The organism is Vibrio sp. SCSIO 43136, assembly GCF_023716565.1.
In the GTDB taxonomy this organism is placed as follows: domain Bacteria; phylum Pseudomonadota; class Gammaproteobacteria; order Enterobacterales; family Vibrionaceae; genus Vibrio.
This window is the reverse complement of record NZ_CP071848.1, coordinates 2,224,841-2,240,270: the sequence shown is the minus strand read 5'-3', so window position 1 is coordinate 2,240,270 and position 15,430 is coordinate 2,224,841. Positions and strand designations below refer to the sequence as shown.

The window sequence follows — 15,430 nt, the reverse complement described above, 5'->3', positions numbered from 1 at the left end:
ACATTAATTCTCATTCTCGACCAATCAACTAAATCAGTAGAGGGAAAAATGTTTCGTTTAGGCCTATTGTCTGCGTCTATCGCATTATGCTCTATCTCAAGCATAGCGAATGCAACCAACGTACTGAGCTCAATTAAACCAGTACAGCTAATTACCAATGAGATTACGCAAGGAGTTGCAGAGTCAGATGTATTGCTAGGCACGAATACATCACCGCATGATTATGCCCTAAAACCTTCAGATCTGAAAAAGATTCGCAATGCGGATTTAGTGATTTGGGTTGGTGAGGATCTGGAAACCTTTATGCACGATGTGCTGGAAAAGCACGAAGGTTCTTTTGCTTTAAAAGACCAGCAGGGTATTAAGTTCAGAAAGTATGGTGGCTGCAACTGTGGGAACCATGGTGATAAACATGATCACGACAAGCACGAGCATCATGACCATGATGAGCACGCCCATCACGATCACGACGGCCACGATCATGATAAACATGATCACGATAGCCACAAACATCATGATGATCACGGCCATGACCACGGCACTCATGACATGCACGTTTGGCTAGGGCCTGAGCAAGCTGCGCAAATTGCACATGCAATTGCGACCAAATTGTCTGAAATTGACCCAAGCAACCAAGCGAAATACCAAGCGAACCTAACGGCGTTTGAAACCAACCTAGAAGCGACTCTGGTGGAGCTGAAAGCGCAGTTAGAGCCAGTAAAAGAGCAAGGTTATTTTGTGTTCCATGACGCATATGGCTACTATGAGAATTACTTTGGCTTGAACAACCTTGGTCACTTCACGGTAAACCCTGAGCGTAAGCCGGGTGCAAAAACTTTGATAAATATTCGCAAAAAGCTTGAATCCAAGGACGCACATTGCGTATTCTCTGAACCTCAGTTTACCCCTGCAGTGATTAATTCTGTGACCCGTGGTACAGAAGTTAATCAGGGAGTTCTTGATCCACTTGGTGTGGACGTGAAGGTTCAGCAGGGGGCGTATTTCGACTTCTTAAAGTCACTTGGTTCCCAATTTTCTAGCTGTTTATCTGAATGACAAATTTTCAAAACGCTGCCACATTGACGTGGCAGCGTTTATCTAAAAACCACCGTACCGCCATCATGGGTGCATTTGCTCTCACAAGTGCATTTATGCTTTGGACCCCAAACGTTGTTGAAGTCACTCATGAGGTTTCTCGAAAACCGATTGAAATCACCACTGAACAACAATCTTCTTTAGCCGATCAAGATAGCGAACCTTTCAGCGAACCTTTAGGTGAGCAAATTGATTCTAATGCTCCTGAATTTTCTGCCCCCAAGGATGAACTCGATTACGAACTCGAAGCCGAGCCAGTTAAACACAGCCATGTCGTGGCCAAAAATGAGCTAGTCAGTGCGATTTTTTCTCAGTACGGATTAAGCTCGCGCGACATGTACGCCATGATAGGTGTCGACCGCTCACTTGAACGAGTGAATCCGGGCATGAACCTCGAGTGGCAGGTAGATGATGAAGGTAAAATCCTCGAGCTACGTATTGAGCGCAGTGCAAAGACCGCGGACGTTTATACTTGGCAAGACGACAAATACCATTTTGAGAAAATCGAAACTCAAGGTGAGATCCAACCTATTTTCCTATCAGGTCGTGTGACTGACAACTTCTACAATGCGGCCAAGTCTGCGGGCTTAACCGATGGACAGATCATCACTTTGTCTAACGCTATGCAGTGGAAGTTCAACTTTGGTCGCTCGGCACGCAAAGGCGACTCTTTTGCGGTTAAGGTCAATAAAGAATTCATTGATGGAAAACCAGTCGGACGCGGTGAAGTGTCAGCGCTTTTATACAAAAGTGGTGGCAAAGAGTACACCGCTATTAAGGCAAGCGACGGTCATTTTTACGATGTAAAAGGTGAAAGCCTATCTCGGGCATTTAACCGCCTACCGACCAACAAACGTTACCGTATCAGCTCTCCGTTTAACCCGAATCGTCGCCATCCAGTGACGGGACGAGTTGCCCCGCACAATGGTACTGACTTTGCCACTCCGATAGGTACGCCGATCATGGCAACGGGAGATGGCGTAGTCGTTAAAGCTCAGAAACACCCACTTGCTGGTAACTATGTCGTGATTAAACATGGTCGAGAGTATATGACTCGCTACCTGCACCTGCATAGAATTTTGGTTAAACCAGGGCAGCGTGTGACTCGAGGTCAGAAAATTGCATTAAGTGGTAATACTGGCCGTTCGACAGGTCCGCACTTGCACTATGAGTTGATCAAACATGGCCGACCGGTCAATGCGATGAAAGTACCGCTACCTCAAGCGGCACCAATCGCAAAAAGTGAGCGCAGTGCGTTTATATCACAAGCCAAGAGTGTACTCACAGCTTTACGTGATCAGGCATAACAAATAACAAAGGTGTATTTCGATACACCTTTTTTCTTAGCGGTTTTTCGATTACCTTTAAGAGATAATTTTTATCTCAAATTAATTAGAGCTTAGTGATGGCCAACATCAGCTAAGCTTTTTGTGTGAATCGATACCTGCTCTCTATGAACCTAAACTCTTTGATGCTGTGGTGTTTACTATTAATAAGCTCCAGTTCAGCGTTTGCATCATCAGTGTTTTATCCGTTGCCCTTTGAGCAACAAGGGCAGTTTATCGTCGCTAACAAACTGTTTAGCGCCGAAGGGGGAGGGTTATGGATTCACGACAACAAAGGGCAATTGCGCTTTTTCGACGGCCAGCACATGCTACCTCGCTCGGGCAGTGTGTTTGACTCCACTCTAGAAACCGTCACCTATCATCAGCAGAATTTTTGGTATGCAGAGGGCAACAAGCTTTACTGCTTCAAGCCATCACAAACCCCGCAAGTGGTTCTTCAACTTGGAAATGGTCGTAACATCACTAACATTGGCTCTGAAAAAGAGTACATATGGATGACAAGTGATGCCTATTTCTACACCTATAACACAGTAACGAAAGCATTTGCCGAATATCCACTCAGCACCATCTATCAACGTAGTCTTGGCAAAAAAGTACAGATTAATGACGTTGCGTTAGTCAAAACTAGCTGGGTGCTGGCGACCACCTCTGGCATTTACGTGGGTCGGGATGGGCAGTTTCGCCATATTCGAAAATCTGCACAAGTTAACGCAAAGACCATCCACTATTCACCGACTCGAGAAGAGTTGGTGATAGGTGAACAAAATGGCGCAAGGATCATCAATATCCACCAACCAGCCGTCACCGTGGCGCATTTTGGTCATGCGGTCGTACATGCGATCACAGAAACCCAGTCGGGTTATTGGGTAGGCAGTGACAGCGGTCTTTATACCTATCATTTTGGTGATGGTTCTGTCCGCCACTTTGAAGGCAGTTTTGACCAAGAGTACTCTCTTGGGGGGCAACGTGTTTACGACATCATTAATGACAAACAGGGGGGACTTTGGATTGCCACTAACAAGGGGATCAAGTATTACTCCTTGTATAGTCAACTCTTTGAACGATTCTCTAGTGCGGATTCTCCTGTAGGCACAATCAATGCTATCGCCTCAGATAGCCAAGGCGTTTCATGGCTTGCGACCAGCTCAGGGGCTTTTTACTATCATAATCAGGCCGAGTTAACGGCGGTGTACTCGGGGCGAGTCAATGATTTAGAAATCGACAGAAATAACGTTTGGCTAGCGACTCGCATGGGGGTCTATCGTTACGATCTTGAAGCGAGAATATTGCAAGAGCAGACGCTACCAGATGAGTTTGTTCTTACCAACATTGAACTGATCAGTCTTGATCACCAAGGAAAACTTTGGTTATCGGTAGCTAATGGTTTAGTTCGGCTAGATCTCCAGACAGGAGAATATAAGAGCTTTGATTTGGGGTGGGTTAACGATAATCACCAAGCGCCTATTATTCGAAATGTGCTCCACGCACGTGATGGAAGCAGTTGGATTATTGCAGATAATGGATTGTTTCGGCACACGCCGGGTGAATTTAGTTTAAAGCACTTCCCGAGTTCTTTGGTCGGGAATGTTTTAAGCTTGGCGGAAACTTCTCACTCTGACCACTGGTTAGTGAATTCGACCGGGGTGATCAGTTATGGTAAGTCGATAGACAGTGTCCAGCGTTTAACGCTTTATGAGCCTGACATCAAAGCACTTTGCTTGCTCTCGACACCTTCGGGTATGTGGCTCAGTAGCTCTAAAGGCTTGAGCCTTTACGATCATCATGGGGCATTAGTCCGACATTTTGGTGCGCCATTTGGCGTGATCAACAATGAGTTTTTGCCTTCTATGTGTCACTACAATTCGCACAGCAATAACTTAAGCTTTGGCTCAAGGCTTGGAGTGATCAGCTTTAACCCTCAGGATCTTATTTCAACCAAGATCCCACCCAGTCGAGTAAAGGTTGGATTGGTACAGATGGATAGGCAGGCCATTGCTCTAGCACCTGCAAGTAATGCGTCGTTTGAGTTTCCCCATGGAAAAGCGATCACTTTTACTATGGGAGTCTTGCCTGATTTTGATATCTGGAACTTGGAGTATCGCTTATTAGGTAAAGGAGTCGCAGAGCAAGAAGTTTGGTTACCATTTGGTGGTGCTCAACTCACCATTGACTACTTACTGCCGGGTGAGTATCAACTCGAGCTTAGAACGGTCGGGCAGATAAACCGCTCACCTCAGCCTACTTCGTTGGCTTTTCGCATCCAGACCCCATGGTTTATGTCGCAGTGGTTCATAATCTTGTGCGCCGCAGCACTCGTGATTGCGATTGGCTTGCTCTATGCGTGGCGCGCTCAGCAAGTGCTCCAGATGAACCGTACCTTGAAAGAAAAAGTAGACTTGAGGACTAGCCAGTTAAGGCACCAGAGTGATGCTCTAGTACAAAGCAATACTCAAATCACCAAGCAGTTTCAAACTCGACAAGACTACATCGATCATTTGGCGATATCTGCGCATAAAGCACTCGGCCATCCAGCCATGCAGTCTGATCTTCAGAGCAATCAAGCGTTGTTGGCGGCGATGGCTCACTTGCGTCAAATCATCAGCGTTAAACCCAACCGAGTTCAAGAAGTTGCTGTATTTGAACTTAATGCCGTGGTTGATGCGGTACTGCTAACATTGAAAGATGTGTTTAAGAGACATGGTCTGCAATTTAATTTTCATGCTCAGGGTAGTGAAGTATTTGCCCAAGCCAACGGGTTTAATCTCGACTTGGTGCTGCATGGCATGCTTTATAACGCCATTCGCCGTAGTAAAAGAGGTCAACAGATCGAGCTAAGCTTAGTGACTGGCACGGAAGGCGTTGGCTTTGTGGTGGTTGATCAGGGACGTCAATTTACCAACCAAGAGGTATACAACTATTCTAGCGTTGATAAAGGCGAGCAAAGCCATCATTTCAATGTTCTAACCGATGCAAGTTTGGCGAATATCCGACGTTTCGCTATCGCCAGTGGCGGAGAGTGTCGCTTTTTCCACAACCATAAAGGGTGTGTCGAAGTCGAAGTATTGTGGCCAACCGCACCTGAAAATCAAGAGCAGCAGAATATTGAGCTTAGCCAGTGGCTGACCAATGAGGCGATTCAAGCAGGTCCAATGGCTAAACCGCAAGAAGAACTCGACCCATGGTTGGCGAAGGTTTACCAGCTGGTGGACGATCACTATCAAAACCCTGACTTTGGTACCTCGCAAATGGCGAAGCTGCTTTATGTGTCGGAGCGAAGCTTGCAGCGTAAGTTCAAACAGCAAACCGATAAAACCTTTAAAGAATACCTAAACCAAGTGCGCCTTGAGCAAGCATGTCAGCTGCTGATGGCTGGGCAGAAAGTTTCTGAGGTAGCGTTTGACTCAGGGTTTAACGACCCTTCCTACTTTAGTCAGCGCTTTAAACACTATTTTGGAATATCTCCTTCACAATTTGTTGAGAGCCAGACGGGCGAGCTTGGCAGTTAATTTTACATTAAATCAAATTCACATCTAATTGACATTTAGTCTCATCGTCGACGTTAAAGTGTTTGATGTTGTCCAACATCGAATACAGAAACATGAAAAAATTTTACTCTCTAATTGCGCTACTTCTTTTGAATGGTTGTGCCATGACGTCTAAATCGCCTGTGGAAGGCAATATCGTTTTCGAACAAGTTCCTAGCCATACTTATGATAACTTCGTACATGGTTGGGATACGCAAGATTCCCCTGTATTTGCTGCTGTCTCTCGCACAGAGCAAGGTTATCTCAATGCCTATGGCATCGCTTCATTTGGTTATGGTGTGATCGACGAAAATGCCAAAAAGATGCCTAGCGAACATGAATTCGAACACTACTTGTATGTGACTGTTGCAGAGAGTGTCATGGCCCCAGAAGAGCAGCGAGAGCTGTTTATTGTTGATCAGTTAGTTGGGGTCGATGGAGAGCTGCATTTGCACTATCACCTAGAACGCGAGTACCGTCAGTCGACTTTTTCAATCAATGCTTTTACTGCACTGAAAGTGGATGACGCTAAGTATTCTAAGTTGAAGGTATATCGAGATGGAGAACTGGTGGTTGAACTGCCGCTGAAAAACGGTGAAGGTAGATTCCCAAGTTCATCGGAAGAGTAATTCCTAGAGAAGCAGAAAAAAAATAACGTGGTATAGCCGGGGGGACTATACCACGGGTGCCAACGACACCTTCGCTTGCTGCCGGAGTGATGTAGCGAACTACATCACTTCTGGAATTCAAAGAGGAGTATCTCCTCGAGATGGGTTCACTATACGTACCCCCACTTAATTTCCTTAGTGAATTAACGCCATTAGCCATAAGAAATCCGACACTGGTTTAAAGTTTAATTTAATCAATGGCTTACGGGGTTTTGTTGAGGTTGATTAGCAGTGAGAAAAGGTTTGGACTATGGTTTCTGCTGGGTCGTTTTAGCTATTTTTACGTTTTTGACGAGTACTAAATTGACGAAATTAACGTTGTTTTGCCGTGCATGGCATGAAAAATAAGAAAGCGCCTCTGATGTTAGAGGCGCTTTTTTATTTTTAAAGGTGGTATCGGGTATCAGTGAGAAACAAACTCAGGGAATTTTACTAACTCTGTTCTAAGTTGTTTGAGCATCTGTTGCTGGTCGCTGTCCGAACGTTTTTGTCCAGATGTGTTTCCCCACACCGGACCAGGCCATACTGGGTCAGATTTAAAACGAGCGATATGATGGATATGAAGCTGTGAAACAATGTTGCCCAGCATACCAATATTGAGTTTGTCGGGCTCAAAGCAGCGCTCAAGCGTATGGGCAACCGCTTGAGACTCACTCAAATACTGTTGCTGCTTTTTCATTGGCAGTTGGTGAAGCTCGGTGATATCGGCAATTTTGGGTACCAAAATGACCCAAGGCACGGCGTTGTCATAATGCAGAAGAGCGAGGCAAAGCGGAAACTCACCAATGGTGCTGGTATCCTTGTCCAGCTGAGGATGTAGAGAAAATTCCATAACTTACGTGATTTTGTTTTAGACACGCTTTGTTATACCATAACGCGCCACAGCGAACAGGAAAATGTGCCTCTATGAGCGACAATATCAATAAGCATTTATACAACCCGACCTTTCAATGGTCGTTTCTTCACCCTAAACATTGGCCGATGTGGATCGCCGTGGGCTTGGCTCTGATTCTTGCCTTTGTACCTTTCCGTCTTCGAGACAAAGTGGCCGCTCGTGTATCGAAATTCTTTGCCAAGCGAGAATCTGGTGCCTTGCGTCGAGCTAAGAAAAATATCGAGCTATGTTATCCAGAAAAATCGCCACAAGAGCGCCAGCAACTGCTGGAGAAAATGTATGAAGTCGCAGCGCAGTTTTTCTTCGGTTACGCCGAGCTGACCGTACGCAGCAAAAAGTACAATCAAAGCCGTGGGGAAGTCTATGGAGGAGAACACCTATTCCCACTTTTGGAAAAAGGGGAGAAGGTAATTGCATTGGTACCCCACTGTTGGGCGATTGATTATACTGGCATGTATTTCTCCTCATACGGTCATGACGTAGTTATCATGATCCGTCCGCAGAAAAACCCAATCGGCGACTGGCTGATGAATGTGCAGCGCATGCGCTACGGCGGTCGAATCGTGCCTCGTCACGCTGGTATCAAACCTTACATTCGTTCTATCAAAGATGGCTACATGGCGTATTACCTGCCTGATGAAGATCATGGTGCAGAGAACTCAGTGTTTGTGCCATTCTTCGGTACGGAAAAAGCGACGTTAAAAGGTTTTGGTAAGATGGCGCGTTTGAGTCGCGCTAAGGTTGTGCCAATGATCCCAGCTTACAATGCAGAAAAGGGTAAGTTTGAACTGTTTATTTTGCCTGCTTTGGAAGGCTTCCCAACGGGTGATGAAGAGCAAGACGCACGTATGATGAACCAAGCGCTTGAAGAGCTACTAAAAGATCGCCCAGAGCAGTACATGTGGATCTTGAATCTACTACGTACCCGACCGGATGGTACTGAGCTTTACTAGCCGTTTAAGCCAGACAGTACTAAACAGTATTATATTGAAGACAAAAAAATAGCCTCGCATTTGCGAGGCTATTTAGTTTCTAAGATAGGTATGATTACATACGCTCTAGGGTTTCAATACCCAGTAGTGATAGACCTTGCTTGATGGTCTTCGCTGTTAGTGCAGCCAGTTTCAGGCGGCTTTGCTTAATGCTTTCATCTTCAGCCACTAGGATAGGGCACGCTTCGTAGAAGCTTGAGAATTGACCAGCAAGTTCAAACAGGTAGCTACACATGATGTGTGGTTGGCCTTCACGAGCAACTGACTGAACTGCTTCTTCAAACTGAAGAAGTTTTGCGATTAGCGCTTTTTCTTTCTCTTCAGTCACTTTGATTTCACCAGATAGCTCATCCATAGATACGCCAGCTTTAGCGAATACAGAAGCAACACGAGTGTAAGCGTACTGCATGTATGGCGCTGTGTTACCTTCAAACGCTAGCATGTTGTCCCAGTCAAACACGTAGTCAGTGGTACGGTGCTTAGAAAGGTCTGCGTATTTAACCGCAGCCATAGCAACAGTGTTTGCGATGGTTGCTTTCTCTTGTGCTTCAAGTGTTGGGTTTTTAGATTCGATCAGTTTAGCTGCACGCTCTTCTGCTTCATCCAGTAGATCAGCAAGACGAACAGTACCACCTGCGCGAGTCTTGAATGGACGGCCATCTTTGCCAAGCATCATGCCAAATGCATGGTGCTCAAGAGACACATCTTCAGGAACGTAACCTGCTTTGCGAACGATAGTCCAAGCTTGCATTAGGTGCTGGTGCTGACGAGAGTCGATGAAGTAAAGCACACGGTCTGCGCCAAGCTCTTCGTAACGATATTTCGCACAAGCGATGTCGGTAGTGGTGTATAGGAAACCGCCGTCACGTTTTTGCACGATAACGCCCATAGGCTCGCCATCTTTGTTTTTGTATTCTTCTAGGAATACAACTTGTGCGCCGTCATCTTCTTGCGCAAGACCTTGTTCTTTAAGGTCAGCAACGATCTTAGGTAGCATGTCGTTGTACATGCTCTCGCCCATTACGTGTTCACGAGTCAGTGATACGTTTAGACGGTCATAGTTGCGCTGGTTTTGAACCATAGTCACGTCAACAAGCTTCTTCCACATTTCCGCGCAGAACTCGTCACCGCTTTGCAGCTTAACCACGTAGTTACGAGCTTTTACTGCGAACTCTTCATCTTCATCGTAAAGTTTCTTCGACTCACGGTAGAAAGCTTCTAAGTCAGATAGCTCCATAGAAACTTCGCCTGACTCTTGCTGTACACGCTCGAGGTTTGCGATAAGCATACCGAACTGAGTGCCCCAGTCACCGATGTGGTTAGCACGAATTACTTTATGACCAAGGAATTCAAGCGTACGAACAACAGCATCACCAATGATGGTTGAGCGAAGGTGACCAACGTGCATTTCTTTAGCCACGTTTGGTGCTGAGTAGTCAGCAACGATAGTCTTTTGCGCTTCCGCAGCAACACCTAGGCGAGAGTCCGCAAGAGCAGCGTCTGCTTGCTTAGCAAGAAACGCTTCGTCTAGGAAAATGTTGATGAAGCCAGGGCCTGCAATTTCACACTTGCTTGCAACGCCATCAAGGTCTAGAACATCCAGCACTTTCTGCGCAAATTCTCGTGGGTTTGTGCCTAGTTTTTTCGCTACGCCCATTACGCCGTTTGCTTGGTAATCACCAAACTGAGGTTTTGCAGATTGGCGAACCGCTGCAGGGCTGCCTGCAGGTGCGCCAGCGGCTTCAAGAGCCTGAGATACTTTGTCATTGATCAGTGCTTGGATATTCACACGCGTTTCCTTCAATTCTAAGAATTGTTCGGTCTCTCTGTTGGTTTGAGTCAGAGAAACTGATATCTGTTTGAGTTCACAAAAATGGGGCTAATGATAGCAATATTATTGGGTTGGTAGTAGAGGTTTTTGATAGATGTCTCGGGAAAAGGGAAAAGGGAAAAGGGAAAAGGGCACAGAGAAAAAGAAAATGTTGAACGTTTTGCCTTAGCTAGTCCATTTCCCTTTAGCCGCAGGCGTCCTTTTCCCTTTTCCCCAGCTCTGATACGATGAAAAAAAACAATGAAGCTAACTATGTCTCTATTACAACAACTGAATTTAACCCCACCTCAAATGCTGGATGGTATTGAAGACTTCTTTGGACAGATCCGTACGTTTGCATCAGATATTGGTTTATCACTGGATGGCTTGCAGGCTGATCATATCGCTTTGCGTATTAATGATAGTGAGCTGGCAGCAACAGCGCACCAAGCGTGGCTTGAGTATGGCAAGGTAATTTCGCAAGCGGTGATTAATGGTCGCCCGATTATTGTACTGCTGTTTGACGAGCCGATTAACGTTGGACAATGGTCGATTGAGTGTTTAGAGCTGCCGTATCCTGCTGAGGGTAAGATCTACCCAAGTCAGGGGTGGGAGCATGTTGAGTTTGTAGTGCCTTCACAAGCGCAAACCGCTGATGAATTTTTCGGCGAAGTGAAAACGCAATTTCCGCAACTTGAAGCCGCACTGAGTGAGCAAAACATCAAAGTAAAGCTGTCCAGCCCTAAAGGGGAAGGGGAGCGATTAGCGAATCCGACCGTGGCATTTAAAAGAGAAGGGATTTGTATCAAGCTGCATCCACATTCGTTAAAGGATGTTGTGGCTTCGGAGCAATCGTAAGAGCCAAGGGGGAGTTAGCTCTCCCCCTCTTCAGAGGTTAGGACTAAAAGATCTCGTCCCAAATAGATTCGATGTGTTTGGCGATATTAAACGCCATCAAAGGTGGTACTGCATTACCGATCACTTTATAAGCGCCTGAGCCTGACAGCTTGTATTTGCCAGTTTGCTTGGCAGTGAATACAAAATCATAGTCATCGGGAAAGCTTTGGATACGAGCACATTCACGCACGGTCAAACGGCGTTGAGGTAGCCCCTGTTCAAGTTCATGAACAATCTTACCTTTGTTCTCTTCAGCAAGACGGCGGAACTCGATGTTGCCGTGGTGCTCGGAACGGATGGTCGGTCCCAATCCCCAGTAGTTTACTTCCGTCTGGCCTTGGCCTTTACCTAGGTATTTGGCTTTAGAAAATGCCTGTTGGGCTTTGTCTTTACTAAGCTCAGGTTCAACCAAACCCTCTAACACTTGACCACACTGACTGAATGCTTTGCGCTTGTCGACAGGTTGCTCTGCATGGGTTGCTGGTGGGTAAACTTCAAACTCACCATTTAACACTTTATCAAGCATATCGGCTTTTAAGTATTTCTTGCTAAGACCGATGAAAATCACGCGCTCACGGCGTTGAGCCACGCCGTAGTCACCTGCCATTAGTACTTTCGCAGGAACCACAATGTACCCATCACCGATGTTACGAAAATCATTTTCAATAATGGCTTTTACATCACCAAGGGAAACCAAGCCCTTTACGTTTTCTGCGATAAAGACTTTCGGTTGGGTGATTTCAATGACATCACGCATCCAAAGGTAGAGCTTGCCGCGTGTCTCTTCACTTGGGATCTCGTCTAATACTTGGTTGTGGTGATTTTTGTGCGAGTTAAAGCCGCCTCGGTTACCCGCAACGCTAAAGTCTTGGCAAGGGAAGCCACCAGTAACTACATCGATATCTTCGGGGAAGATTTGCTCACCGTTTTTGTGCGCTTTTACTGCGTCAACGATACTGCCTTTGTGGAACACCGACTCCACATCGGTGCCACGCTTGGCAAAATAGGTTTTCCAAGCCGCTTCAGCGTAATCAAGAATGTCATTAGCAAACACGGTTTCGAAACTGGTTTTCTTCAGATGAACCCAGCCTTCTCTTTGTGACTCTTGATACCAATCTTGCGGGTGAACCGCCAAGTTGACACAAGAAGCAGGGACATCAAAGTCACCCTCAAAGCCAAGGTCCATACCACCGCAGCCACTAAACAATGACAAAACTTTTTTCATAAAGCGCTTTTCTACACTAGCTAGAGATTAAATCGACGGGCGATTGTAGCACCAAATAAAACGAAAGTCGCGTCCTAAGCTAAATTTCTTGGATCATGGCGGACATGTAATCCAACAGGCCGGGTACGGAAGTGACTTCCGAGTTATTTTCCAGCTCTTTGATCAGAAGAGATTTCCACAATCGGATCCTTAGTAACTCGTCAAACTCCAGCCCCCAGTACTCCTGCAAGACTTCTACATCGAGCGCAATTAGGCGATCCGCAATGCGTTCTAGATGTTCTGTCGTGGCGATGTGTTGCAGATATTTCGGTGCTTTAAAGGTGTGAATATCCGCTTTGCCACCCCCAGAGAATGGGTCTCGAAGAGAGCGACAGACTACCCCTTGGCGAGAAACGAGATAAAGCGCTGGTTGAACATATTTGTCTTGGCTTTTACTCACCAAGTTAGGGAACAAAGCGTACATGGTTTCGATAAGCTCTGTCTGTTCCCCCTTGCTAAGATCGCCCCACATGCGAAACGCCTGCGGGCCTTGTTGTTCGACAGAATCCTCGTTCGTTGGCTCAATCCACCACAGCTCGGTATTTTTGCCGCTTTTCTCTTTCATGTACTTGCGCACTTTAGCAAAGGGATTGCTGGCATTGCGGATTTCATCGTAGCTGACCTGAGCTTTATCAAACAGTGTCTGAGTGGCATCCATATCAATTGCATAGCGAGGCTTATGGGTGATCACCACATCAGAGATGCAAAGTTCATGGTCGCAGAAGCGAAATTCTGGTTGCTCTGGATCTGAGAAGTTGGCGAAAAACAGATAGATGCACTCAACACCTTCGACTCGGGTGGATTCAAAAATACTGCCGCCGAGCGTCGTCCAGCCTTGCTTTGAAGTTTTCACTTCTACTCCAAGGGTTAGCTCCTCAGTACCGATAATGGTGTCTCGGCGGCTAAGCGTGGCGTGCTCGGTGTGGATTAAGATATCAGGAAAGCGTTGACCAGAGACTAACTCGACTCCTCGCTCACTGATGTTCGAAATACCCAGTTCAACAATCGCTTCTTCGATGGCTTCCACCAGCACAGGTTCGAATTTATGCCCCTGTTTAGACGCCAAGGCACCACGAGGTTTTTGGCGTAGTAACTGGGCACAGGTGTGAAGCAGGTCTTGAAGGTTGTACTGGTCTAGGATCATGGTGGTCTCTCAGGAATATTACGAGCGCTTGCATAGCCTACATAAATAGCTAAAAAAGCCAAGTGCTTGATTGAAAAGCACTTGGCTGGTGTGTGTAAAGAGGATTATTTGACTTTGAAGTAACGCAGTTGGTCGTGGAGTATCTCAGATGCACTGGCCAGTGATTGACTCTCTTCGGCTAACAGCTGAGAGGCTTGTTTCACCTCGTTAGCCGCCAAATGAATGGTGGTAACATTTTGGCTCATCTCATTGGCCACTTGTCCTTGCTGCTCAGAGGCTGCGGCAATTTGTGCCACCATGTCGTTGGAGCGTTGCAGTTCATTGACCATATCGCTGAGTTTATCTTGGGTCGAGTTGGCAATATCAACACTCTTTTCGACTTGCTGATTGCTGCGCTCCATGGCCTTCACGGTGCGGTTGGTACGCTCGGTTAACGAGTCGATGGTCTGCTGCACTTCATTGGTTGACTCTTGAGTGCGGCTTGCAAGGTTACGCACTTCATCGGCAACGACAGCAAACCCACGGCCTTGCTCTCCAGCTCGCGCCGCTTCAATCGCAGCATTCAGTGCCAGTAAATTAGTTTGCTCAGAGACATCACGAATGACGCTCACTACCGCACTAATGTCGTTTACACCAGCTTGCAGCTCGGTAACCAGTTGGTTAGCAGCACCAATTTCATCGGACACTTCTGAAATTGTCGAAGAAGTTTGGCTCATGGCTTGGCCACTTTGCTCTGCGTGGTCAGTGACTGTTGCTGTGCTTTGCGCTGTGTTTTCAGCATTACCTGCAACATCAGCAATGGTCGAGCTCATTTCAGTCATGGCCGAAGAGAGCTGTTCTAGTTGAGCATGTTGAGAGTTGACGCTCGTCGCGGCCTCTTCACTCGCTTGGGCAATACTTTGCGCCATGTTGGATGATTGCTCTGCGGAATCGTTGGCTGCAAGCATGGTCATTTGCAGCTTTTCTAACATTCGGTCAATCTCTTGGCACATCTCACCAAGCTCATCTTTGCGACGAGCATTAAGGCGCACAGTAAGATCACCATCGGCGATTTTGTGGGTGTTCTCGGTCAATCTGCGCAGTGGCACTAAGATATTGTTAGAGATCAAGAAGCCAAGTCCGGCAAGTGCAGCCATGAGCACCGCAAGTACAATGCCTGCTTCAAACACCTGTGCGTAAAAGGTTTCTTGGATGTCCGCTACCAAAATGCCAGATCCTACGATCCACTGCCATTTTGGAAACAGTTCGACAAAGGAGATCTTGTCTTGCAATACCCCTTGTGGGCTTTTGAACTGATAATCCAAAAATCCAGCACCACTGCTTCTGGCAATACTCGCCATTTCCTGCCAGTGGTGTTTTCCACCACCATCTTTAAAGTTGGTTGAGTCCGTCCCATTGAGTTTAGGTTTGGTTGGGTGCATCAGCACAGTCATGTCAGGGGATAGCAACCAAAAATAGTTGTTTTGGTCGTATCTAAGTCGACTGACTGCCTCGATCGCTTGTTGCTTGGCGACATCTTCCCCAAGTACATTGCGCTGCTGGTAGTAATGATCGATAAGACTTATGGCTACATCGACTTGTGCTTGCAACTTACCTTGACGCTCGTTAAGCGTCGATATTCGTTGCTCGTTCAAGGCGTAGATGCACGCCATTGCTAGTAGCATAGAGGAGAAGATTACCAAAGTGAGCAGTTTTGATTTCACTGGAAGGTTACTTAGCTTCATAGCGGTACCTTTTAATTTTTTATGCCAATTGACGTCACCAGACTAATACTAAAGAGTAGGTAACTTCTGAC

Annotated in this window: 11 protein-coding genes; 6 read left to right on the top strand and 5 right to left on the bottom strand. The window is 46.4% G+C overall.

From position 1 onward, the window contains the following. The first annotated feature begins 48 nt into the window (after positions 1 to 48). The 4 genes from J4N39_RS10540 to J4N39_RS10525 all read left to right on the top strand — a co-directional run bounded on the left by J4N39_RS10540 (position 49) and on the right by J4N39_RS10525 (position 6,594). Positions 49 to 1,056, top strand: coding sequence for a zinc ABC transporter substrate-binding protein (locus J4N39_RS10540; protein WP_252018970.1), 1,008 nt, complete (start codon positions 49 to 51; stop codon positions 1,054 to 1,056). After that, positions 1,053 to 2,402 (top strand): murein DD-endopeptidase MepM, encoded by a 1,350-nt coding sequence (gene mepM, locus J4N39_RS10535; RefSeq protein WP_252018968.1) that lies wholly within the window; start codon positions 1,053 to 1,055, stop codon positions 2,400 to 2,402. Before J4N39_RS10540 ends, mepM begins: the two co-directional genes overlap by 4 nt. Positions 2,403 to 2,548: 146 nt before the next feature. Then, the gene (locus tag J4N39_RS10530) at positions 2,549 to 5,947 is read left to right on the top strand and encodes an AraC family transcriptional regulator (RefSeq protein WP_252018965.1); all 3,399 of its coding nucleotides are present in this window, start codon (positions 2,549 to 2,551) and stop codon (positions 5,945 to 5,947) included. 143 nt (positions 5,948 to 6,090) lie between these two features. After that, entirely contained in the window at positions 6,091 to 6,594 is a 504-nt protein-coding gene (locus tag J4N39_RS10525) for a hypothetical protein (RefSeq protein ID WP_252018963.1), read from the top strand. Positions 6,595 to 7,036: 442 nt separating this feature from the next. Here J4N39_RS10525 and J4N39_RS10520 read toward each other — a convergent pair whose 3' ends face one another. Further along, complete coding sequence (locus tag J4N39_RS10520; protein WP_252018961.1) at positions 7,037 to 7,465, bottom strand: HIT domain-containing protein; 429 nt, start codon at positions 7,463 to 7,465, stop codon at positions 7,037 to 7,039. 74 nt (positions 7,466 to 7,539) lie between these two features. Between J4N39_RS10520 and lpxM the strand changes: the two genes are divergently transcribed. After that, positions 7,540 to 8,481, top strand: a complete 942-nt coding sequence (gene lpxM / locus J4N39_RS10515) for a lauroyl-Kdo(2)-lipid IV(A) myristoyltransferase (RefSeq protein WP_252018959.1) — start codon at positions 7,540 to 7,542, stop codon at positions 8,479 to 8,481. A 94-nt stretch (positions 8,482 to 8,575) separates the two neighbouring features. Here lpxM and argS read toward each other — a convergent pair whose 3' ends face one another. After that, positions 8,576 to 10,309, bottom strand: a complete 1,734-nt coding sequence (gene argS / locus J4N39_RS10510) for an arginine--tRNA ligase (protein ID WP_252018957.1) — start codon at positions 10,307 to 10,309, stop codon at positions 8,576 to 8,578. Positions 10,310 to 10,603: 294 nt separating this feature from the next. Here argS and J4N39_RS10505 point away from each other — a divergent pair, with 294 nt between their 5' ends. Further along, positions 10,604 to 11,188 (top strand): VOC family protein, encoded by a 585-nt coding sequence (locus tag J4N39_RS10505; RefSeq protein ID WP_252018955.1) that lies wholly within the window; start codon positions 10,604 to 10,606, stop codon positions 11,186 to 11,188. Positions 11,189 to 11,231: 43 nt separating this feature from the next. On the opposite strand, the gene J4N39_RS10500 is transcribed toward J4N39_RS10505, so the two are convergent. From J4N39_RS10500 to J4N39_RS10490, 3 genes are all read right to left on the bottom strand, one after another. Further along, complete coding sequence (locus J4N39_RS10500; protein WP_252018953.1) at positions 11,232 to 12,452, bottom strand: DNA cytosine methyltransferase; 1,221 nt, start codon at positions 12,450 to 12,452, stop codon at positions 11,232 to 11,234. 79 nt (positions 12,453 to 12,531) lie between these two features. Next, positions 12,532 to 13,635 carry a hypothetical protein gene (locus J4N39_RS10495; protein ID WP_252018951.1) on the bottom strand — a complete coding sequence of 368 codons (1,104 nt, stop codon included), beginning with the start codon at positions 13,633 to 13,635 and terminating at the stop codon, positions 12,532 to 12,534. 104 nt (positions 13,636 to 13,739) lie between these two features. Further along, positions 13,740 to 15,359 carry a methyl-accepting chemotaxis protein gene (locus J4N39_RS10490; RefSeq protein ID WP_252018949.1) on the bottom strand — a complete coding sequence of 540 codons (1,620 nt, stop codon included), beginning with the start codon at positions 15,357 to 15,359 and terminating at the stop codon, positions 13,740 to 13,742. Positions 15,360 to 15,430 lie beyond the last annotated feature (71 nt).

What these genes read in the sequence shown, in the direction of transcription:
- J4N39_RS10490 (WP_252018949.1), bottom strand. Translation starts at nt 15,359, where the DNA reads ATGAAGCTAAGTAACCTTCCAGTGAAATCAAAACTGCTCACTTTGGTA.
- J4N39_RS10500 (WP_252018953.1), bottom strand. Translation starts at nt 12,452, where the DNA reads ATGAAAAAAGTTTTGTCATTGTTTAGTGGCTGCGGTGGTATGGACCTT.
- J4N39_RS10540 (WP_252018970.1), top strand. Translation starts at nt 49, where the DNA reads ATGTTTCGTTTAGGCCTATTGTCTGCGTCTATCGCATTATGCTCTATC.
- J4N39_RS10530 (WP_252018965.1), top strand. Translation starts at nt 2,549, where the DNA reads ATGAACCTAAACTCTTTGATGCTGTGGTGTTTACTATTAATAAGCTCC.
- J4N39_RS10520 (WP_252018961.1), bottom strand. Translation starts at nt 7,465, where the DNA reads ATGGAATTTTCTCTACATCCTCAGCTGGACAAGGATACCAGCACCATT.
- mepM (WP_252018968.1), top strand. Translation starts at nt 1,053, where the DNA reads ATGACAAATTTTCAAAACGCTGCCACATTGACGTGGCAGCGTTTATCT.
- lpxM (WP_252018959.1), top strand. Translation starts at nt 7,540, where the DNA reads ATGAGCGACAATATCAATAAGCATTTATACAACCCGACCTTTCAATGG.
- J4N39_RS10525 (WP_252018963.1), top strand. Translation starts at nt 6,091, where the DNA reads ATGACGTCTAAATCGCCTGTGGAAGGCAATATCGTTTTCGAACAAGTT.
- J4N39_RS10495 (WP_252018951.1), bottom strand. Translation starts at nt 13,635, where the DNA reads ATGATCCTAGACCAGTACAACCTTCAAGACCTGCTTCACACCTGTGCC.
- J4N39_RS10505 (WP_252018955.1), top strand. Translation starts at nt 10,604, where the DNA reads ATGTCTCTATTACAACAACTGAATTTAACCCCACCTCAAATGCTGGAT.